The 20,461-nt window shown below is 47.0% G+C and carries 17 protein-coding genes; 16 read left to right on the top strand and 1 reads right to left on the bottom strand.

The window, feature by feature from the left end:
• The first annotated feature begins 36 nt into the window (after positions 1-36).
• From ACO0K1_RS05680 to ACO0K1_RS05635, 10 genes are all read left to right on the top strand, one after another.
• Complete coding sequence (locus ACO0K1_RS05680) at positions 37-822, top strand: slipin family protein (RefSeq protein ID WP_423023574.1); 786 nt, start codon at positions 37-39, stop codon at positions 820-822.
• A 244-nt stretch (positions 823-1,066) separates the two neighbouring features.
• On the top strand, positions 1,067-1,510 hold the full coding sequence (locus ACO0K1_RS05675) for a hypothetical protein (RefSeq protein ID WP_423023572.1): 444 nt from the start codon (positions 1,067-1,069) through the stop codon (positions 1,508-1,510).
• Between the two features lie 584 nt (positions 1,511-2,094).
• On the top strand, positions 2,095-3,519 hold the full coding sequence (locus ACO0K1_RS05670) for a sodium:solute symporter family protein (RefSeq protein WP_423023570.1): 1,425 nt from the start codon (positions 2,095-2,097) through the stop codon (positions 3,517-3,519).
• Between the two features lie 79 nt (positions 3,520-3,598).
• Positions 3,599-3,925, top strand: a complete 327-nt coding sequence (locus ACO0K1_RS05665) for an FmdB family zinc ribbon protein (protein WP_423023568.1) — start codon at positions 3,599-3,601, stop codon at positions 3,923-3,925.
• Positions 3,926-3,973: 48 nt separating this feature from the next.
• Positions 3,974-4,576 (top strand): DUF502 domain-containing protein, encoded by a 603-nt coding sequence (locus ACO0K1_RS05660; protein ID WP_423023566.1) that lies wholly within the window; start codon positions 3,974-3,976, stop codon positions 4,574-4,576.
• A gap of 70 nt (positions 4,577-4,646) precedes the next feature.
• Positions 4,647-6,452: an aspartate--tRNA ligase gene (gene aspS, locus ACO0K1_RS05655; protein ID WP_423023564.1), complete on the top strand. Its 1,806-nt coding sequence runs from the start codon at positions 4,647-4,649 to the stop codon at positions 6,450-6,452.
• Positions 6,453-6,742: 290 nt separating this feature from the next.
• Positions 6,743-7,225: a cache domain-containing protein gene (locus tag ACO0K1_RS05650; RefSeq protein WP_423023562.1), complete on the top strand. Its 483-nt coding sequence runs from the start codon at positions 6,743-6,745 to the stop codon at positions 7,223-7,225.
• Positions 7,226-7,408: 183 nt separating this feature from the next.
• On the top strand, positions 7,409-7,852 hold the full coding sequence (gene nudB, locus ACO0K1_RS05645; RefSeq protein WP_423023560.1) for a dihydroneopterin triphosphate diphosphatase: 444 nt from the start codon (positions 7,409-7,411) through the stop codon (positions 7,850-7,852).
• Between the two features lie 27 nt (positions 7,853-7,879).
• Positions 7,880-8,707: an endonuclease/exonuclease/phosphatase family protein gene (locus ACO0K1_RS05640; protein ID WP_423023558.1), complete on the top strand. Its 828-nt coding sequence runs from the start codon at positions 7,880-7,882 to the stop codon at positions 8,705-8,707.
• Between the two features lie 3 nt (positions 8,708-8,710).
• Positions 8,711-9,874, top strand: coding sequence for a phospholipase D-like domain-containing protein (locus ACO0K1_RS05635; RefSeq protein ID WP_423023556.1), 1,164 nt, complete (start codon positions 8,711-8,713; stop codon positions 9,872-9,874).
• Between the two features lie 36 nt (positions 9,875-9,910).
• Here the strand turns inward: ACO0K1_RS05635 and ACO0K1_RS05630 are convergent, their stop codons facing one another.
• Positions 9,911-11,668 (bottom strand): PAS domain S-box protein, encoded by a 1,758-nt coding sequence (locus tag ACO0K1_RS05630; RefSeq protein ID WP_423023554.1) that lies wholly within the window; start codon positions 11,666-11,668, stop codon positions 9,911-9,913.
• A gap of 620 nt (positions 11,669-12,288) precedes the next feature.
• Here ACO0K1_RS05630 and ACO0K1_RS05625 point away from each other — a divergent pair.
• From ACO0K1_RS05625 to ACO0K1_RS05600, 6 genes are all read left to right on the top strand, one after another.
• The gene (locus ACO0K1_RS05625; RefSeq protein ID WP_423023552.1) at positions 12,289-12,666 is read left to right on the top strand and encodes an RNA-binding S4 domain-containing protein; all 378 of its coding nucleotides are present in this window, start codon (positions 12,289-12,291) and stop codon (positions 12,664-12,666) included.
• A 459-nt stretch (positions 12,667-13,125) separates the two neighbouring features.
• Positions 13,126-13,722, top strand: a complete 597-nt coding sequence (locus ACO0K1_RS05620; RefSeq protein ID WP_423023606.1) for a TetR/AcrR family transcriptional regulator — start codon at positions 13,126-13,128, stop codon at positions 13,720-13,722.
• An 82-nt stretch (positions 13,723-13,804) separates the two neighbouring features.
• On the top strand, positions 13,805-15,595 hold the full coding sequence (locus ACO0K1_RS05615; RefSeq protein ID WP_423023550.1) for an acyl-CoA dehydrogenase C-terminal domain-containing protein: 1,791 nt from the start codon (positions 13,805-13,807) through the stop codon (positions 15,593-15,595).
• Between the two features lie 99 nt (positions 15,596-15,694).
• Entirely contained in the window at positions 15,695-18,109 is a 2,415-nt protein-coding gene (locus tag ACO0K1_RS05610) for a 3-hydroxyacyl-CoA dehydrogenase/enoyl-CoA hydratase family protein (protein WP_423023548.1), read from the top strand.
• Between the two features lie 14 nt (positions 18,110-18,123).
• On the top strand, positions 18,124-19,320 hold the full coding sequence (locus tag ACO0K1_RS05605; RefSeq protein ID WP_186911064.1) for an acetyl-CoA C-acyltransferase: 1,197 nt from the start codon (positions 18,124-18,126) through the stop codon (positions 19,318-19,320).
• Positions 19,321-19,474: 154 nt separating this feature from the next.
• Positions 19,475-20,254, top strand: coding sequence for an enoyl-CoA hydratase (locus ACO0K1_RS05600; RefSeq protein WP_423023546.1), 780 nt, complete (start codon positions 19,475-19,477; stop codon positions 20,252-20,254).
• The last annotated feature ends 207 nt before the right edge of the window (positions 20,255-20,461 follow it).

The following is a 20,461-nucleotide window of genomic DNA, read 5'->3' as shown; positions in this document are numbered from 1 at the left end:
CATTTATCCCAGCGAATTCCTTGAAAGCCAAATATTATGTTCTTTCTTATTTTTATTGTCCTTGCTTTTGTGTTGCTCGGTTTCAGAGTAGCAAACCAATATCAACGTGGCGTCGTATTTCGACTTGGTAAATTACGAGGAATTCGGGGACCAGGCTTATATTGGCTGATTCCCGCCATAGAATGGCAGAAAATGGTGGATATCCGCACCATTACGACGTCCGTTGACCAGCAAGAAACGATCACCAAAGACAATGTACCCGTCAAAGTCACGGTCGTGATCTGGTATTCAGTGACCGATCCGATTAAATCAGTGATCGAAGTCGTGGATGTCGGCGGCGCAGTGGTGCAAGTGGCGTTGACGTCAATGCGCAATGTGATTGGCCGTCATACCTTAGATGACGTGTTAAAAGAGCAGGAGCGTCTTGGCACTGACATGCGCAAAGTCATCGATACCGCGACTGAACCATGGGGCGTTAAAGTGACGCGTGTGGAAATGCGGAATGTCGAAATTCCAGAGTCTATGCAGCGAGCAATGGCGCAAGAAGCGGAGGCGCTGCGCGAAAAACGGGCCCGTATTATCAAAGCGGAGGCTGAATTGGAAGCGGCCCTTAAATTGCGTGAAGCTGCTGGACTGATCATGGAAAATCCCGCTGGTTTGGAACTTCGTCGCATGCAGATGATTACCGAAGTTGGCGCCGAGCAAAATACCACCACCATCATCATGATGCCTAGTGAGTTTGTTTCTATGGCCAAAGGCATTGCTGATTGGACCGCCAGCGCTGACGCTAAGCTGGTCAAGCAGCAGTTAGAGCAAAAATAAAAGATGCACAAAACAAGCATTAAAAATGCAAAAAAATTGCAAAAAAATTGCATAAAAATGCATAAAAATGCATCAAACAAGTGTAAGCCGCTTGAAATTCGCCAACGATGTCAGATCGTCGGCAAAATTTGAAATAGTTGTGTAAGGTTTGCTGCTCCTGATCGACAAAGTAGGAGATCGTTGTGTTTTTCTTAGCGTTGGCGTGAGAAATATCGACGATCCTCAACTAGATCAGGAGCACGACATGGTACAGGCGATTGACAGTTCTACTTTAGCTTCCACTTCGGCCTCATCTGCGACGACGTCAGTGACCACCGATAGCGCAGCTTCTGCCGGGGAGCTGCAAGCACAATTGGCACAATATCAGCGTCAGTTGTCTGATTGCGTCAACTGCAGTTCTGCAAATACGCCAGAAGGCAAACAACAAATTTCGGAAATCTCAAGCAAAATAAGTGCTATCAAGCAAACAATACAAGCAAGTCAGGCTAACGCGCTCAAGCAAGTTGCTACGCCTAAGGCAGTGAATGCAACTCACCATGCAGCAGACTACCAAGCCATATCACGCGATTCTGCTAACCAGGGTTCAAATGAGTCGTCACCATTGCAAAATCAAGTGAGTACCGATGCGGTGCGACCACCAGTTGCAGCGAATCTGACGGTCGGGGTGAATGTGAATCTCTATTCATAGTTTTTTTATCACGTAGATTTTCACCGTATTATCAAGATATTGTTGATAAGCTGTGGGCATATCGTTTAAAACTGTGGATAAGATTGTGCATAAGTACATACCAACGGGGTTCTTCGCTGGACTCATTTGCATCAACCTGTACTGAAAAAATTAATTTAATGATATTAATTTCGCAGGCGTTTGATATTTGTACTGACTGTGTTGATACCAACTTCACATTGCCAATAACCAACTTCAGATCGTAAATCATGGTGAGGAAGTGCTTATCAAGCCGGCGTTCTTTTGATTTTTTTTACGTCAATAACGACGCTGGCAAGGGTGTGACAAACGACATGATTAAGACGCCCAAATAAGTCCTCCAAAAAATTGGCTGAATTCTATTGCGCCACGTGAAATTCTCCTTCAAACTCCTGCAATTATTGGGAAAACATCGTTAAACACAGCCTAATTTGGCCTCATTGGTGGCAGATCATGGATGTCTGCATGCAAAGCGCCCACTGATGAATTGTTCTCGACCAAGCCCGTGGAATACCCGCATTGTCATTTTGCGGGTTTTTTATTGACCTTCTTGCATTTACTAATTCATGAACACTCTTATTTGGTTCGTTATTCTGTATTGGGTTATCTCGGTTGGTATAGGTTTGTATGCGGCACGTTATGTGAATAACTCCAAGGACTACGCTGTGGCCGGGCGCTCTTTACCCATGTACGTGGTCACTGCAACAGTGTTCGCAACCTGGTTTGGTTCCGAAGCTGTGTTAGGAATTTCGTCTACTTTTGTCAAAGAAGGCTTTAAAGGTGTCGTTGCCGATCCGTTTGGCTCGTCGCTGTGCTTGGTATTGGTCGGTTTATTTTTCGCTAAACCACTGTACCGCATGAATTTACTGACGATTGGTGACTATTACCGCAATAAATTTGGCCGTATCGTTGAGATTTTGGTAACGCTGTGTATCGTGGTGTCGTATCTGGGATGGGTTGCTGCGCAAATTAAGGCCCTGGGTTTGGTATTTAACGTCGTCTCCGGCGGATATATTGAAATGAATACCGGAATGATTATTGGTGCTGCCAGTGTGCTGATTTATACCCTCATGGGTGGCATGTGGTCGGTTGCGATCACTGACTTTTTACAAATGATTATCATTGTGGTCGGCATGATCTATATCGGTTGGGAAGTGTCCGGTATGGTTGGTGGCGCGGGTGCGGTGATCTCACACGCAGCGAACGCTGGCAAATTTGAATTCTGGCCCAAGCCGGAAGGACGGGAAATGTTGTGGTTCTTCGCTGCCTGGATCACGATGATGCTGGGTTCGATTCCACAGCAAGACGTATTTCAACGTGTGGCATCGTCTAAGAATGAAAAAATTGCTGGAAATGCATCAATACTTGGTGGCGTGTTGTACTTCTGCTTTGCGTTTATTCCAATGTTCCTCGCCTACTCCGCTACCTTGATAGATCCAGGTATGGTGAACAGCCTGATCGATAAAGATTCACAATTGATTTTGCCGACATTGATCATGACTAAAGTGCCGATGTTGGCGCAGGTGATGTTTTTTGGTGCTTTATTGTCCGCTATTAAAAGTTGTGCAAGTGCAACTTTACTCGCGCCCTCAGTGACCTTTTCTGAAAACATCTTAAAACCGTTCTTCCCGCAGCAGACTGACAAACAATTTTTGCGCATGATGCGGGGCGTGGTGCTTGTTTTTACTGCAATTGTGACCATGTTTGCTATGAATACGGAATCCAGTATTTACAAGATGGTGGAGAATGCGTACAAAATTACGCTGGTGGCGGCATTCGTTCCTTTAGCATTTGGCTTGTATTGGAAGCGATCAACGGCACAGGGTGGTTTAGTCTCGATTATCTTTGGCGTCACTTTCTGGGTTTTGCTGGAAGTCATTGCACCAGAAGGATACTGGCCACCACAATTGGTCGGTTTGGTGATGAGCGCCGTGGGTATGGTCTTAGGGTCGTTGTTGCCACAATACACACGAAAAGCAGCCGCTGCCTGAAAGCTTTTGATGCAATGCGCAAATCTCCACTGAAAACCTTTATAATTCAGGGTTTTATCAGTTTTTTTAGGGCGAGAGTATGCCGATTTACGCTTACCGTTGTGACGAGTGTGGTTTTGCCAAAGATGTATTGCAAAAAATTTCCGATGAACCTTTGACGGAGTGTCCGTCCTGTGGCAAGTCGGCTTTTAAGAAGCAGGTGACGGCAGCTGGCTTTCAATTGAAAGGTTCTGGCTGGTATGTAACGGATTTTAGGGGTGGCACCGGTTCCGCTGCGACGACGGGTACGGCAGCACCTGCCGTGGCGTCGACTGAGTCGGGTGCAAGTGAGGCTGCCAGCACACCAGCGGCACCAGCGACACCAACAGCGCCAGCGGCACCGGCACCGGCGTCCAGCTCAGATTAATGCGATTTTTAAATCAAACACGATCCACTTACCAAAGAGTTCATCATCATGCGTAAATATTTTATTACTGGCTTGCTGATACTGGTACCTTTGGCGATTACGCTGTGGGTGTTGCATGCTGTCATCAGCACGATGGATCAGTCATTATTGCTGCTGCCGCCGGCATGGCGTCCTGAAAAATTAGTCGGTTTTCAGTTTCTTGGATTGGGAACAATACTGACCTTGTTGATCATTTTTCTGACCGGCTTGCTGGCGCAAAACTTTATCGGCAATTATGTTGTAAAAATCTGGGAAGCACTATTGAACCGCATTCCTATCGTGAATTCGATTTACTCTAGTGTGAAGCAAGTATCTGACACGTTGTTTTCATCTTCAGGTAACGCGTTCCGCAAAGCGGTGCTGATTGAATATCCACGGCATGGATCCTGGACCATCGGTTTTTTGACGGGTGTTCCTGGTGGCGACGTCGTGAACCATTTGAAGGGCGAGTATGTCAGCGTGTATGTCCCGACGACACCGAACCCGACGTCTGGCTTCTTTTTGATGGTGCCAAAAAATGAAGCGATCGAGCTCGATATGAGCGTCGATGCGGCACTGAAATACATTGTTTCCATGGGCGTGGTGGCTCCCGAGCATCTTCCACCAAAATAATTGACAGGTTGATTTACCCAATTAATCCTCTCAAACCATTTTTAATTTTGAATACAGACAGGTAAGAAATATGTCCATGCGTACCCATTACTGCGGCCTCACTACTGAGGAATTACTCGGCCAAACCGTTAGCCTGTGCGGCTGGGTGCATCGCCGTCGTGACCACGGCGGTGTGATTTTTATTGATCTGCGCGATCGTGAAGGTCTGGTGCAGGTTGTTTGCGATCCAGACCGTGCAGACGTGTTTGCTGCTGCTGAGTCCGTCAGAAATGAATTCTGCTTGCGTATCACAGGCCTGGTTCGTGCGCGCCCAGAAGGAACTGGCAATGCCAACCTGAAATCCGGCAAAATCGAAGTGCTGGCACATAATGTTGAAATTCTGAACCCATCCGTTACGCCGCCGTTCCAACTCGATGATGACAACCTGTCTGAAACCACACGTCTGACTCACCGCGTCCTGGATTTGCGTCGTCCACAAATGCAAAACAACTTGCGTTTACGTTACAAAGTGGCGATGGAAGTGCGGAAGTTCCTGGATGCAAACGGTTTTATCGATATTGAAACACCAATGTTGACTAAATCCACACCAGAAGGCGCACGTGACTATCTGGTACCTTCTCGCGTCAACGCCGGTGAATTTTTTGCGTTGCCACAATCGCCACAATTATTCAAACAGTTGCTGATGGTAGCTAACTTTGACCGTTACTACCAAATCACTAAATGCTTCCGTGATGAAGATTTACGCGCTGACCGTCAGCCAGAATTTACGCAGATCGATTGCGAAACCTCGTTCATGTCGGAACAAGAGATTCGCGACATGTTTGAAAACATGATCCGTCTGGTCTTCAAAAACACGCTCGATATTGATCTGCCAAACCCATTCCCAGTGATGGATTTCGCTGAAGCGATGGGTCTGTACGGTTCCGATAAACCAGATATGCGCGTGAAGTTGCAATTCACAGAATTGACTGACGTCATGAAAGACGTTGATTTCAAAGTCTTCTCAGGCGCGGCCAACATGGTCAACGGTCGCGTGGTGGGTATGCGTGTTCCAGGTGGCTCCAACATGCCACGTTCAGAGATTGATGCTTATACGCAATTTGTCGCGATCTATGGCGCCAAGGGTCTGGCTTACATCAAAGTCAACGAGTTGGCAAAAGGCCGTGATGGTTTGCAGTCTCCGATCGTTAAAAACATCCACGATGCAGCACTAGCGCAGATTCTGGAAAAAACTGGCGCGCAAGACGGCGACTTGATTTTCTTCGGTGCAGATAAAGCGAAAGTGGTCAATGATGCGATCGGCGCGTTGCGCGTGAAGATCGGTCATAGCGAATTCGGAAAAACAAATGGCTTGTTCGAAGATGCATGGCGTCCATTGTGGGTGATCGACTTCCCAATGTTCGAACACGACGAGGAAAACGATCGTTGGACCGCGACGCATCATCCGTTCACAGCACCAAAGGATGGTCACGAAGATCTGATGGAAACTGATCCAGGTAAGTGTATCGCTAAAGCCTACGATATGGTCTTGAATGGTTGGGAACTGGGTGGTGGTTCTGTCCGTATTCACCGTGCTGATGTACAAAGTAAAGTATTCCGTGCTTTAAAAATCAGCGACGACGATGCGCAACTGAAATTCGGTTTCCTGCTGGATGCGTTGCAATATGGTGCGCCTCCGCATGGTGGTCTGGCATTTGGTCTCGATCGTATCGTGACAATGATGACCGGCGCCGAGTCCATCCGTGACGTGATCGCCTTCCCGAAAACGCAACGTGCACAATGTTTGTTGACGCAAGCGCCATCCGCTGTCGATGAAAAGCAATTGCGCGAATTGCATATTCGTTTGCGTGCGACAGAGCCGGTAATCAAAGCGTAAAATCTCGCGGTTTTGAATGAATAAAAAGCGAAGCTGCGGCTTCGCTTTTTTTATTTGAAATCAAGTTTTTGACGAGAATTTTTATAAGCTACCGTGTGAAAGCATACCGACACCGTCGAAGATTGCGTCAAAAGTTTAATTGCTACAACGACACTGTTTGTTGCATTAGCTGCGTCGCAACATTAAAAAATAGGTCAAATTACGTGTCATCAGGACTAATCTTGCTGCAGCTTGCCGCAAAGAAACCTACAATGAATCCATTAAAATTATTGGTCAATTGAGGAGTTCGTATGAAATACCAGACATGCATGTCCAAGTTACTCGCCGCCACAGCCATTTTTACCTTAAGTTGTTCCGCCGTGATGGCTTCCGAACATGGTACCGAAGCTGAAGCCCAAGAAATGGTAAAAAAAGCCGTGGCATTAGTGAAGTCTGCGGGACCTGAAAAGGCCTACAAGGTCTTTACTGAACATCCAGATGGCGCATTCAAAGAAAAGGACCTCTACGTTTTTGTTTATAATTTTGATGGCACTTGCGTTGCTCAAGGCGCTAACGCAAAAATGGTAGGAAAAAATCTCCTTGCAATGAAAGACGTCGATGGTAATGCGTTTATTAAAGGGATGATTGATCTGGTTAAGTCATCTTCGAAAGGATGGTACGGCCCTTACAAGTTTAATAATCCAGCGAACCAGTCATACGAGCTGAAAAAGTCGTATTGCGAGCACGGAGCTGGCGAAACAATGGTTTGTGTTGGTACTTACTTTGAAAAATAAATACCACATTAAATCAACTTTTCGGACGTAAAACATAGAACCTGCTGGTCGTTAAAAACAGCAGGTTTTTTTACGTCTGTGGCGTAATTTCTGATGAATTATTATTGCAATACAATGATAAAAATATGAAACTTCTAAAGACGCTAAAATAGAGCTCCATCCGCACTGTTCTGTTTCAAAAAAATGCCCGCATACAAAATCCCTGAATCGGTACTCGTCGTTATTTATACACCTCAGTTGGAGGTTTTGTTATTAGAACGCGCTGATAAACCTGGGTTCTGGCAATCAGTAACGGGCTCCAAAGATAGTCTCGAAGAAAATTTGTCAGATACCGCCCGCAGAGAGGTATTCGAAGAGACCGGAATTGATGCCAGCCAATTTTTACTCAATGATTGGCAAACATCAAACATTTATGAGATTTATCCTGTGTGGCGCCATCGATATGCGCCTGGGGTAACGCATAATACAGAACATGTCTTTGGCTTATGTGTGAGCTCGCCACTGGCAGTTACATTGGCACCGCGAGAACATTTGCAATACCGGTGGATGCCTTGGCAGGAGGCTGCGGATCAATGTTTTTCTCCTTCTAACGCTGAAGCCATTTTGCAATTGTCCAGTCGGCTTTGACGTCACTTTCATTGATCGGATCAAGGTGTGAAATTACGGATCGCGACCTACAACATGCATAAAGGTGTCAGTGCATTCGGGCGTCAGGCACGGATACACGGTATGAAAGAGGCGCTGTCGTCACTTGACGCAGATCTCCTTTTTTTGCAAGAAGTACAAGGTCAGCATGACAATCATGCGAAAAAGCATCCACTCTGGCCAAATGCCGGACAACATGAATTTCTTGCCGGTGAATCGCATCATGTTGCCTATGGGATGAATGCCGTTTATGCACATGGGCATCATGGTAATGCCTTGTTAAGTCGTTACCCCATCATTTCATTGATTAATCACGATGTCTCTGATCATGCTTACGAGCAACGCGGCATCTTACATGCCGTGGTGCAGGTCAATACGGTCGCCGTGCATTGTTTCGTGATTCACCTGGGGTTATTTGCAGCCAGCCGTCGTCGCCAGGTCCAAGCCTTAGTCAATACCATTATCAGAGATACGCCGGTAGATTCTCCAGTCATTATCGCGGGTGATTTTAACGACTGGAATCAACGTTTGAGTACCACCTTATATCAACAGCTGGGCGTTGTTGAGGCATTTGACGCTGCAGAGGCTGCTGAATCTGCTGGTAATGTGATAAGGCAAGCATCTGTGCGTGCCGTTTTGAGTGACTATTTGCAGCCACCGCGCCGTATCCATGCACGTACCTTTCCAGCACAATTCCCCTGGCTATGTCTGGATCGTGTTTATCTGCGCGGTTTTAGGGTGCAACAAGCCCTGGTCATGAAGGGAACTCCTTGGAACGCATTGTCGGATCATGTGCCGATTACCGTGAATCTTGAAATGGTCGAACGGCAGATTTAGCCTATGGGTAAATTACAATACATTGATGGTAACGAGGTGCAACTCTTGCATTGTGGCGGCGAGTATTTTTCTGCATTGCTACATGCAATAGAGCTGACGCAACATGAAATTTATCTCGAAACCTATTTGTTTTCCCATGATCCCACCGCATTAACGGTACGTGAGGCTTTAATAGCGGCAGCAAAACGCGGCGTCACCGTGCGAGTAGTGATCGATTGGTTAGGTAGTGGTCGTCATCAAGCGCAGCACCTGACTCAGTTGCTCATTGACGGTGGTGTCCAGTGCCGATGTTTTAATCCCTGGTTTCGACGCGGTTTGGCACGCACGCATAGAAAAATAGCTGTATTGGATGAAAAAATTGCCATCGTTGGCGGTTTAAATATCATTGATGATCAAATTTCTGACGATGGGTGGGAGCAGATTTTACCGTTTCCGCGATGGGATTTCGCCGTACACATTCAGGGTCCACTTGTCGCTTATGTGCATCTTGAAGTCGAAGCGCAATGGCGAAAAACAGGGCGGCTTGGCTTGATGTCAAGGATCGCGTTGCTGCGCGATTTGCAAAAAGAAGCCCGTAGTGCACATTCAGCGTTAAGCCGTGCCGCCTTGGTGGTTCGTGATAATTTACGTAATCGCGCAACAATACAAAAAGCCTACTTGCATGCGTTGGGAAACGCACATCAACGAGCTATTTTGGTCACGCCATATTTTGCTCCTGGCAGAAAATTCAGACGCGCACTAATTGCTGCTGCGTCACGTGGCGTGGAAGTAGTGTTATTAATTGGCGTTGGCCAGTTTGTCTTGCAAGATGCGGTCGCCCATTCGTATTACCCAAAATTATTAGGGAAAGGCATACGTATTGTCGAATACCGAAGAACTCAGTTGCATGCGAAAGTGGCAGTTATCGATGAAGACTGGGCAACGGTCGGGTCTAGTAATTTTGATGGACTAAGTTTATTTCTTAATCATGAAGCAAACATTGTTATTCATGACAAAATTTTTACGACCAAATTAACTGCCGAGCTGCAACGTGGCATCGCAGACGGCGTCGAGGTGTTCATGGAAGATTATGCCAATCAGGCATGGTACAAGCGTGCATGGTACGGTGTTGCTTATCTGGTTTACCGGGTGTTGATGCGATTAGTAACCTTCGGTAGTTACGGCTAAAAGGGCCATATAGGTAAGTCAGCGTGGCTTGTATTTTTAGTTACCTATATCATTATAAAATCGAATCAGGTTCCGACCATCTTCTTTGGCTTGATACATTGCCTGATCTGCCCATTTCATGATTTGTGATTCATTGCTATTGAGCGCTTGATAGAGTGCAACGCCAATACTAGCAGAGCATCGGTGCTCAATATAATCAGGTCTGCCATCATACTGAATCGGTATCAGATAAGGCGTGGAAAGTGCCATGCGGATTTTTTCAGCGATCACGTTGACCAGATTTTTTGCATATGATTTTTCGGGATGCAATTCGCTAATGATGACGACAAATTCATCGCCACCAAATCTTGCCACAGTGTCAATTTCTCTTACGCAAGATTTAAGACGATTTGCGACCTCGATTAATAAGAGGTCGCCGACATCATGGCCAAAGTTGTCATTCAAAGGTTTGAAACTGTCTAAGTCGATCATGAGTAATGCGGCGTGGTTGCCACTACGTTTACCTGTGGCAATACTTTGTTCAATACGGTCATGGAGTAATCGCCGGTTCGGCAAACTGGTGAGCGGATCATAAAAGGCCAGGCGATGGACATCAGTTTCCATGCGTTTGCGCTCTGTGATGTCTTTGATTGTAGCGATGTAATTGATCGGTTGACCATTGTCATCCCTGACGCAGGAGAGCGTCATGTTTGCCGGGAAAAAATTACCATTTTTACGTATTAAGGTGACCTCGATTTCACCTTCAGCGCCGCGTTGAAGCCGCTCTAGCAGAGTGGATATTCTTTCATTTTTTTCTTCTGTCCAATAGGGGAAACACGCATTTTCAGAAAGCAATTCTGAATCGCGAAATCCGGTCATGCGACATAACGCTGGATTGACCTCAATTGCTTTGCCGTTACGATCTAAGACCGTAAAACCGTCTTGCATGGAATTGATCAATTTGCGGGTAAAAATCAGCGATTCATGCAATTCTTCCTGCATCAATTTCAACGCCGTAACGTCATCGTGAGAGACGATAATTCGCGCCGGATTGGTGCCCTGGATACGCGCCACACGTGCGATGAACCAACGATGTGCATCCGCAGAGTGCACCGGATATTCGACTTCAAAGTAATCCTGGTTTCCCGCTAATACGTTGAGTAGGTGCTGATAAAAAAAACTCTTATCTTGATGGAGCTTTTGTGCAAACGGCATACTTTTTGTATTTTCGTTGTACAGATCGAGATAGTTGGTTTGTTTGATCACGCGTTCTGGATCGCCACCATGAGCGATGAGGAAATTAATCCAGGCGCGATTGGCAAGTAGTATGGCGCCTTTTTCATCTAGCACGCAAACCTGCGCTGTGAGGCCGTCTAAAATAGAATGTGCAAACAGATGCGAGGCTTCAAGCTCGCGTTCCATGTTTTTTCTGGCGGTGATATCGATCAGATACACCAACCTGCGCGCTTTATTATCAGTCCCCGTGACTAATGCTGATTCACTCAGAACATGCAAAATTGAACCATCCCGGCTTACCACGTCCCATTCGCCGCCAAGCGCTGCACCGGCCGTTAAAAAACGTTGGTGTAATTCGAGAATGGTTGCCCGGAGATTTTCCTGAAATACCATCGTGAATGACTTACCAAGCATTTCTTTTTTGGTATAGCCATAAATGTTGCAATAGGCATCGTTGACCGATTCGTACGTGCCGTCAAAGTTCAGTAACGCCATGCCAACTGGCGAGAGTTGCATGATCTCATCGAAGGACAGTAAAGAATTGCTGAGAAGCAGGTCCCGGACAGCATTTTTTGGCATGTTGACCCCTGGCTCTTGTAGAGAGCGTCTATCTGGTTGATGACTAATCAGTTAATTAATCGCAGCCAGTGTATTTTGGAGCTTTGGGAGTCTGTAGCTCTTTGTCATTGGCATGGCGTTAATTGTAAAAGAAAATTAAATTTCTTAAAGGTATATTGCTTAAATAGATATTTATTGGTTGATACGGAGAAATTTTTTGTTGTTGTTTTTATACAATTATTCTTTTTGAAGATTCACCTCTTCTTGACTTGAAGACATGTATTTAAATCGTCGCTACCGATTAGGTGCTTGCTTATCGGCACAATTGTTGCGTTGCACGATGGATATTCCAGTCGTGAGCCTTGGCAAGCGTATAAATGCCTTGTATTTGCCCTTTGTCTGCAATACATTGCTTCAAAATAGAATGAACGTACGGAAATGTCTAAAATGCGTGTGTACCTAAGTTCTCAGGCACGTTTGACGAGCTATCATTCTGTTACACGTTCAGATGTTGATTTACGTCGTCTCGGCTTCAAATACAAAAGATTACGCTCTTTCAGAAGTAGAGCTGCGGTGTCTCATCAATGAATTTCTTCGCTTTTGCACTATCTCTACAAAATTGAAAACAGGTAGCAAGTTCCATGAGTAACACTACACGTCTGGACAAATGGCTGTGGGCAGCCAGATTCTTTAAAACGCGAAGCCTTGCAACCAACGCCGTTGACCTGGGTCGTGTTTTGCAAAATGAGCAACGTATCAAGCCGGCGCATGATGTCAAGCCAGGTGATATCCTTGAAATCCATCATGGCGAGCAACGTTGGGAAGTGAAGGTCATCCGTATATTGGACGTACGAGGTTCGGCAACCGTCGCTCAAACGATGTACGAAGAAACCTCTGCGAGCCTTGAAAGGCGTCAAAAAGCAGCCGAGGATAGAAAATATTTCCGTGAACCAACTGCTCAACTCCAAGGTCGACCGACCAAACGTGATCGGCGCCAAATCGATGCGGCGCGCGAATAATTCACAGGTTGTCAAATATGCTGATGCCTTTGGCTAACAAAACGGCAAGCAAGAAATCTCGTCTTGGTTATTTTGCTGTGGATTAAGAAGTTGCCGGGAGATCGGTATGGGCATCTTTTGCCGTATCTGGAAAATAAAGGAGATGTGATAAATGAAAGAAAGCTGAGGAATGAAATTAGACCAAAAGATGAAAAGCTGTCGTCATTTTTGGGAGACACAATTTTGAGAGCAGAAATTTGCCTTGTTGCGCCGAAAGAATTGGTGGAGTAGGCAGGTTCATATGGTAAAAATTCTCAAAACAAATAGATACTCTCCTCTAATGGGCAAATCTGGTTTGACTTTTAGTGCGCCGTAGATAATAGTACGAGCGTTCGATTAATTCACTGATTTACATGTTGTTAATGTGAATGTGAAGCATTTCAATATAGACACAGTAATATGAATATGACATCGAAATTCATGCGTAAAGGGGAGTTGACCCGCGCAGCCATCCTGGATGTAGCACTTGACGCCGCCAGTCGTGACGGCATTGAAGGACTCACCATAGGCTTGCTGGCCGACAAAATGAACATGAGCAAATCCGGCGTGTTTGCCCATTTTGGTTCGCGTGAAGATTTGCAAATAGAAGTGTTGAAGTTGTACCACCACCACTTTGAGCAAGAAGTGTTTTATCCAAGTATGAAAGAAGAGCGTGGCTTGCCACGTTTGCAATCGATGTTTGCGTTGTGGATTAAGCGCGTCACGGTAGAAATTGCTTCTGGTTGTATTTATATCAGCGGCGCTGCCGAATATGACGACAGGCCAGGACCTATCCGTGATGAATTAGTCGGAATGGTAAAAGCCTGGCAGGGCGCTTTACAACGTGCCGCCAGTCAGGCGATACAACTTGGCCATTTGCGCCAAGACGTGGATGCCGACCAGATTGTGTATGAAATGTATGGCTTGATACTGGCTTTGCACCACGATGCGCGATTTTTGCGCAAACCAGGTAGCGTTGACAGGGCTCAAGCTGGTTTTGAACGAATGATCGATTGTTATGCGCCTGTCGTTGCGTAAATAGGCAACGTCAGCGTCAATTTTGAAAATTTTGAAACATCTGTTTCCTCATCTAGTCTAACTTTGCCGTCAGGAGAAAATCATGGGTCAATATATCGCTCCATTGCGTGATATGCAGTTCGTGTTGCATGAATTATTGAATGTTGAATCGGAACTTAAGCAATTGCCTAAGCATGCTGATACCGATGCAGACATCATCAACCAGATTCTGGAAGAAGGCGGCAAATTCACTTCCGAAGTCTTGTTCCCGCTGAATCACTCCGGTGACCGCGAGGGCTGCCACCACGATAAGAGTAACCACACAGTTACTACACCAAAAGGCTTTAAAGGAGCCTACAAACAATACGTCGAAGCTGGCTGGCCTGCATTGTCTTGCGACCCGGATTTCGGCGGTCAAGGCTTGCCACTGGTCGTGAACAATTCATTCTATGAAATGATGAATTCTGCAAATCAGGCATGGACGATGTATCCAGGCTTGTCGCACGGTGCTTACGAATGTATCCATGAGCATGGGACTGACGAGCAAAAATCCTTGTACTTGCCTAAACTGATCTCTGGCGAGTGGACAGGTACTATGTGCCTGACTGAGCCACATTGCGGTACTGACTTGGGTATGCTGCGTTCCAAAGCTGAACCACAAGCAGACGGCACCTACAAAATCAACGGCGCGAAGATTTTCATCTCCGCTGGTGAGCACGATATGTCTGACAACATCGTCCATCTGGTGCTTGCACGTTTGCCAGGCGCACCAGAAGGTTCAAAAGGTATTTCCCTGTTCATCGTTCCTAAGTTCCTGCCGAATGCAGATGGAACAAACGGTGCACGTAACCCGATTTTCTGCGGCGCGATCGAAGAAAAAATGGGCATCCACGGTAACTCCACATGCCAGATGAATCTGGATGGCGCGACCGGCTGGTTGATCGGTGGCCCACACAAAGGTTTGAACGCAATGTTCGTGTTCATGAACGCAGCACGTCTGGGCGTTGGTATGCAAGGTCTGGGTTTGACTGAAGTGGCTTACCAAAACGCGCTGGTCTATGCAAAAGACCGTATCCAGATGCGCAGCTTGTCTGGTCCTAAAGCACCAGAAAAACCAGCCGATCCGATTATCGTTCACGCTGACGTGCGTCGCATGTTGTTGACAGCAAAAGCCTATGCTGAAGGTGCACGTGCCTTCTGTTCTTACGTTGCTCTGCAACTGGATAAAGAACTGAATCATCCTGACGAACAAGTCCGTAAAGATTGCGCTGATGAAGTTGCGTTGCTGACACCAGTCATCAAAGCTTTTATTACTGACAATGCATGGACCGCAACCTCAGAATGTCTGCAAGTGTACGGTGGCCATGGCTTTATTGCTGAGTGGGGCATGGAACAATACGTTCGTGATGCACGTATCAACATGATTTACGAAGGTACAAACACAGTACAGTCACTGGATTTGTTAGGCCGTAAGATCTTGATGGACAACGGTGCAAAACTGCGTAAATTCGGTGCAAAAGTACAAGCTTTCGTGGAAGCGAATGGCACCAATGAAGCGATGTCTGAATTCGTGACTCCATTGGCCGAACTGGGCGATAAAGTCACCAAGCTGACGATGGAAATTGGTATGAAAGCATTCCAGAACCCAGACGAAGTGGGTGCAGCGGCTGTTCCTTATCTGCGTGTAGTTGGTCATCTGGTGTATAGCTATTTCTTTGCTCAAATGGCAAAACTGGCACTTGAAAAAGAATCTTCTGGCGATACATTCTACAAAGCAAAATTAGCAACAACACGTTTCTATTTTGCACGTTTGTACCCAGAAACAGCGATGTTGATTCGTCAGGCACGTTCTGGCTCTGCCAATTTGCTGTCCCTCGAAGCTGATTTGTTCTGATGTAAGTAACCGTAGGGTGTGCTTGCACACCTTCACTCTCAGATTGGCAGGGTGGCGCAACGCGTCTCCTGCAGTCAGAGACTAAAACAAGGAAAAGCCATGACCAATTTCATCGTTAAAAAAGTCGCCGTGCTCGGTGCTGGTGTGATGGGTGCGCAAATCGCAGCGCATTGCATTAACGCCAAAGTACCAGTTGTATTGTTTGACCTGCCAGCAAAAGAAGGCCCAAAAAACGGCATCGTTTTGCGCGCAATTGACAATCTCAAAAAACTCAATCCAGCACCGCTCGGTAACAAAGACGACGCAGCGCTGATTGAAGTTGCTAATTACGAAGACAACCTCGACGTGCTCGCTGGTTGCGATCTGATCATTGAAGCCATTGCAGAACGCATGGACTGGAAACATGATCTGTACAAAAAAGTGGCCCCGCACATCGCGCCAAACGCGATTTTTGCGTCGAACACCTCTGGTTTATCCATCACAGCCTTGTCTGAAGGTTTTGATGCAGAATTAAAAGCACGCTTCTGCGGCGTCCACTTCTTCAACCCACCGCGCTACATGCACTTGGTTGAGTTGATTCCAACGGTGGCAACACGTCCAGAAATCATCGATCAACTCGAAGGCTTCCTGACGACTTCCTTGGGTAAAGGCGTTGTCCGCGCGAAAGACACTCCAAATTTCATCGCGAATCGCGTTGGTATTTTTGGTATGCTGGCAACGATCTATGAAGCTGAAAAATTCGGCCTCACAGTGGACGTCGTTGATGACCTGACCGGTAAAAAGCTGGGTCGCGCATCCTCTGGTACCTTCCGTACCGCAGACGTTGTTGGACTCGATACCATGGGTCATGTGATCAAAACCATGCAAGACAATCTGGCGGATGATCCGTTCTTCGCGGTCTACAAGACACCAGAAGTATTGGCGAAACTGGTTGCAGCAGGTGCATTAGGTTCTAAAACTGGTGCTGGTTTCTACAAAAAAGTAGGTAAAGACATTCAGCGTCTGGACTTCGCGACAGCACAATACGTGACCGGCGGTGCTAAAGCTGACGACGTCGTAGCACGCATGTTGAAAGAAAAAGACCCTGTCAAGAAAATGAAGACCTTGCGTGAATCGACTCACGTACAAGCGCAATTCTTATGGGCGATTTTCCGTGATGCGTTCCATTACATCGCTGTTCACGCAGGAACGATTGCTGACAATGCCCGCGATATCGACTTCGCGATGCGTTGGGGCTTTGGCTGGAATGTGGGTCCATTCGAAACATGGCAAGCATCTGGCTGGGCAGAAGTCGCTAACTGGGTGAAAGAAGACATTGATGCTGGCAAAGCATTGTGCAACACACCGTTGCCAAGCTGGGTATTTGAAGGTCCAGTCGCACAACATGCTGGCGTACATACTTCTGCTGGTTCCTGGTCTGCAAGTCAATCGACATTCGTTCCACGCTCCACGCTAGCTGTATATGACCGTCAGGCATTCCGTGCGCCAGTACTGGGTACAGGCGAAGCAACTGGTGCCAACGCTGGTACAACGTTCTTTGAAGATGAGTCCGTTCGACTTTGGCATCAAGGTACAGAAGCACAACGTGATGACGTGCTGATCCTGTCACTGAAAACTAGAATGCACGTGATCGGCCCTGGCGTGATCGAAGGCATGGAAAAAGCGATTGCCGAAGCCGAGAAGAATTACAAAGGTCTGGTCATTTGGAGTGCGGATGCAGCCGATGGCGGCGCGTTTTCTGCTGGCGCTGATTTGCAAGCGATGTTGCCATTGTTTATGTCCGGCGGCGTGAAAGCCATCGAACCAGCGATTGCACGTCTGCAAAACGCGCATCAGGGATTGAAGTATGCAAATATTCCAGTTGTGGCAGCGGTTTCTGGTCTGGCATTGGGTGGTGGTTGCGAATTGTTGATGCACGCAGCAAAACGCGTCGCATCGATCGAATCCTACATCGGTTTGGTTGAAGTCGGTGTTGGTCTGGTGCCTGGCGGTGGTGGCTTGAAAGAAGCGGCAGTTCGTGCTGCAGCGGATGCTAAAGGTACTGATTTGTTGCAGTTCCTGAAAAACTACTTCACCAACGCAGCAACGGCAGCCGTATCCAAGTCTGCGCTTGAAGCGAAAAAAATGGGTTACTTGTCTGAGAACGATGTGATTGTATTTAATCCATACGAACTGTTGCATGTAGCGAAAGTAGAAGCGCGCGCGATGTTTGACGCTGGTTATCGTGCCCCAATGAAGAAACTCGTGCCTGTGACTGGTCGTCACGGTATCGCGACGATTTCTGCGCAATTGATCAATATGCGTGACGGTGGCTTTATCTCTGCACATGACTATAAACTCGGCAAGATGATTGCAGAAATTGTTTGCGGTGGCGACATCGACAACGGCAGTTTGGTCAGCGAACAATGGTTGCTCGACATGGAGCGTAAAGCGTTTATGGAATTGCTGAATCATCCAAAAACACAAGAGCGCATCATGGGCATGATGCAAACTGGCAAGCCAGTACGTAACTAATCGGAGTACATAACATGACTAAACAACTTCAAGACGCGTATATCGTCTCTGCTACTCGTACACCGATCGGTAAATCTGGTCGCGGTATGTTCCGCAACACACGCCCAGATGATTTGCTGGTACGTGTCATGCAATCAGCGCTGGCACAAGTGCCTAATCTCGATCCTAAGCTGGTTGAAGATGCGATCATTGGTTGTTCTTTCCCAGAAGGCGCACAAGGCCTGAATCTGGCGCGTATGGGCGTATTGCTGGCTGGTTTACCAAATACGATCGGTGGCGTTACGATCAACCGCTATTGCGCATCCGGTATCACTGCTGTGGCGATGGCAGCTGACCGCATTCGTGTTGGTCAGGCTGATGTGATGATCGCTGGCGGTGTGGAATCCATGTCCATGGTGCCAATGATGGGTAGCAACCCATCGATGAATATGGCGATTCTGCAAGACGAAAACGTCGGCATGGCCTACGGTATGGGTTTAACTGCTGAAAAAGTCGCGCAACAATGGAAAGTATCCCGTGAAGCGCAAGATGCATTCGCTTTACAATCTCACCAACGTGCAATCGCTGCGCAAAATGCTGGCTACTTCGATGCAGAAACAACCTCTGTTGACATCATCGACCGCGTGCCTAACTTGTTGACTGGCGAAATCGAACTCAAAACTCGCACCGTGACGCGCGATGAAGGCGCACGTCCAGATACCTCTTTAGAGGGACTGGCGAAGCTCAAAGCCGTGTTTGCTGCCAAAGGTAGTGTGACTGCTGGTAACAGCTCTCAAACTTCTGACGGTGCAGGCGCATTGATACTGGTCAGCGAAAAAATCCTGAAGCAATTCAACTTGACACCATTAGCACGTTTCGCTTCCTTCGCAGTCCGTGGCGTACCACCAGAAATTATGGGTATCGGTCCTAAAGAAGCGATCCCGGCAGCATGTCGCGCAGCAGGTATTACGCAAGATCAGATCGACTGGTTTGAACTGAACGAAGCGTTTGCGGCGCAGTCTCTGGCAGTGGTACAAGATCTGGGTCTCGATCCTGCAAAAGTGAATCCGATGGGCGGCGCGATTGCTCTGGGTCATCCACTGGGCGCAACAGGTGCAATTCGTTCCGCTACCACAATCCATGCTTTGCATCGCAATAACCTGAAATACGGTATGGTGACAATGTGCGTAGGTACTGGTATGGGTGCCGCTGGTATTTTTGAACGTATGTAATTCGTTTGGAAATGTAAAGTGGTCTAACCATCAAAAACCGCACAAGACCTTGTGCGGTTTTTTTACAAATCAGCCTCACCGCGTGTCGTCACATGACGCGTTACAATAGGGCGTGTTTTAAGAGCTGGCCTAAACGATAAGAGAAGAGACAACCATGACAGATATCCTGACCCAAAAAGAAAATGGCGTGCTGACAATCAGCTTTAATCGTCCGGAAAAGAAGAATGCAATAACAGCAGCCATGTATCAGGCCATGGCTGATGCCTTGCGCGATGCGGAGACAGATGCAACAGTAAGAGCAATTTTAATTACTGGTAAGCCTGAAATTTTTACTGCGGGAAACGATCTCGAAGATTTCATGAAAAATGCCGGCAGTATGGCAAAGCCAGACAGTGTTCCAGCCGTGTACCAATTCATGCAAGCCTTGAATGATTCTGGCAAGCCAGTGATTGCGGCGGTGTCAGGCGCAGCGGTCGGTATCGGTACCACTTTGCTAATGCATTGCGATTTGATTTATCTGGCGGACAACGCAAAATTATCGATGCCGTTTACGCAGTTAGGCCTGTGCCCTGAATTTGCTTCAAGTATGGTTTTTCAACAAATCGTTGGCTATCAGCGTGCTGCGGAAAAATTGATGTTAGGTGAGGCATTCAGCGCGCAAGAAGCGTTTGAGATGGGCTTCGTCAATAAAGTGTTGCCGCTCGCTGATTTGTTGCCGTACGCGCGGCAAGTGGCGGCAAAACTGGTGGCATTGCCTGCCGCTTCTATCCGCACCACAAAACGCCTGATGAAGGGGTCGCAACCTCAGGCAATCGTTGCAAAAATGGCCGAGGAAAATCAACATTTTGCCGCCATGCTCAATGCGCCTGAAGCGAGAGAAGCCTTTATGGCCTTCTTCCAGAAGCGTAAGCCGGACTTCAGTCAATTTAATTGAGGTGGCGTTTGCTACCATCTTGTTGCGATGTTGAGCCACTGTTTTGCTTTTACGCGAAACAGAAAAAAGAGACAGAAACAAGACAGTAAGCAAGACAGTAAGCAAGACAGTAAGCAGGACAGTAAGCAAGACTGCAAACGCAACTGCACGCGAAACAACACATGAAACGAGATAAAGGTCGACAAGCTGTCGGCCTTTTTTTATGAT

This window comes from Undibacterium sp. SXout20W (assembly GCF_049340285.1).
GTDB lineage: Bacteria > Pseudomonadota > Gammaproteobacteria > Burkholderiales > Burkholderiaceae_D > Undibacterium.
The sequence above is the reverse complement of the archived record's forward strand: the minus strand, read 5'-3'. Positions and strand labels throughout refer to the sequence as shown.

Bases quoted from the DNA above. Each gene is read 5' to 3' on its own strand.
- ACO0K1_RS05605 (WP_186911064.1), top strand. From the start codon at position 18,124: ATGACTAAACAACTTCAAGACGCGTATATCGTCTCTGCTACTCGTACA.
- nudB (WP_423023560.1), top strand. From the start codon at position 7,409: ATGCCCGCATACAAAATCCCTGAATCGGTACTCGTCGTTATTTATACA.
- ACO0K1_RS05680 (WP_423023574.1), top strand. From the start codon at position 37: ATGTTCTTTCTTATTTTTATTGTCCTTGCTTTTGTGTTGCTCGGTTTC.
- aspS (WP_423023564.1), top strand. From the start codon at position 4,647: ATGTCCATGCGTACCCATTACTGCGGCCTCACTACTGAGGAATTACTC.
- ACO0K1_RS05635 (WP_423023556.1), top strand. From the start codon at position 8,711: ATGGGTAAATTACAATACATTGATGGTAACGAGGTGCAACTCTTGCAT.
- ACO0K1_RS05610 (WP_423023548.1), top strand. From the start codon at position 15,695: ATGACCAATTTCATCGTTAAAAAAGTCGCCGTGCTCGGTGCTGGTGTG.
- ACO0K1_RS05615 (WP_423023550.1), top strand. From the start codon at position 13,805: ATGGGTCAATATATCGCTCCATTGCGTGATATGCAGTTCGTGTTGCAT.
- ACO0K1_RS05650 (WP_423023562.1), top strand. From the start codon at position 6,743: ATGAAATACCAGACATGCATGTCCAAGTTACTCGCCGCCACAGCCATT.
- ACO0K1_RS05620 (WP_423023606.1), top strand. From the start codon at position 13,126: ATGCGTAAAGGGGAGTTGACCCGCGCAGCCATCCTGGATGTAGCACTT.
- ACO0K1_RS05625 (WP_423023552.1), top strand. From the start codon at position 12,289: ATGAGTAACACTACACGTCTGGACAAATGGCTGTGGGCAGCCAGATTC.
- ACO0K1_RS05665 (WP_423023568.1), top strand. From the start codon at position 3,599: ATGCCGATTTACGCTTACCGTTGTGACGAGTGTGGTTTTGCCAAAGAT.
- ACO0K1_RS05630 (WP_423023554.1), bottom strand. From the start codon at position 11,668: ATGCCAAAAAATGCTGTCCGGGACCTGCTTCTCAGCAATTCTTTACTG.
- ACO0K1_RS05660 (WP_423023566.1), top strand. From the start codon at position 3,974: ATGCGTAAATATTTTATTACTGGCTTGCTGATACTGGTACCTTTGGCG.
- ACO0K1_RS05670 (WP_423023570.1), top strand. From the start codon at position 2,095: ATGAACACTCTTATTTGGTTCGTTATTCTGTATTGGGTTATCTCGGTT.
- ACO0K1_RS05675 (WP_423023572.1), top strand. From the start codon at position 1,067: ATGGTACAGGCGATTGACAGTTCTACTTTAGCTTCCACTTCGGCCTCA.
- ACO0K1_RS05600 (WP_423023546.1), top strand. From the start codon at position 19,475: ATGACAGATATCCTGACCCAAAAAGAAAATGGCGTGCTGACAATCAGC.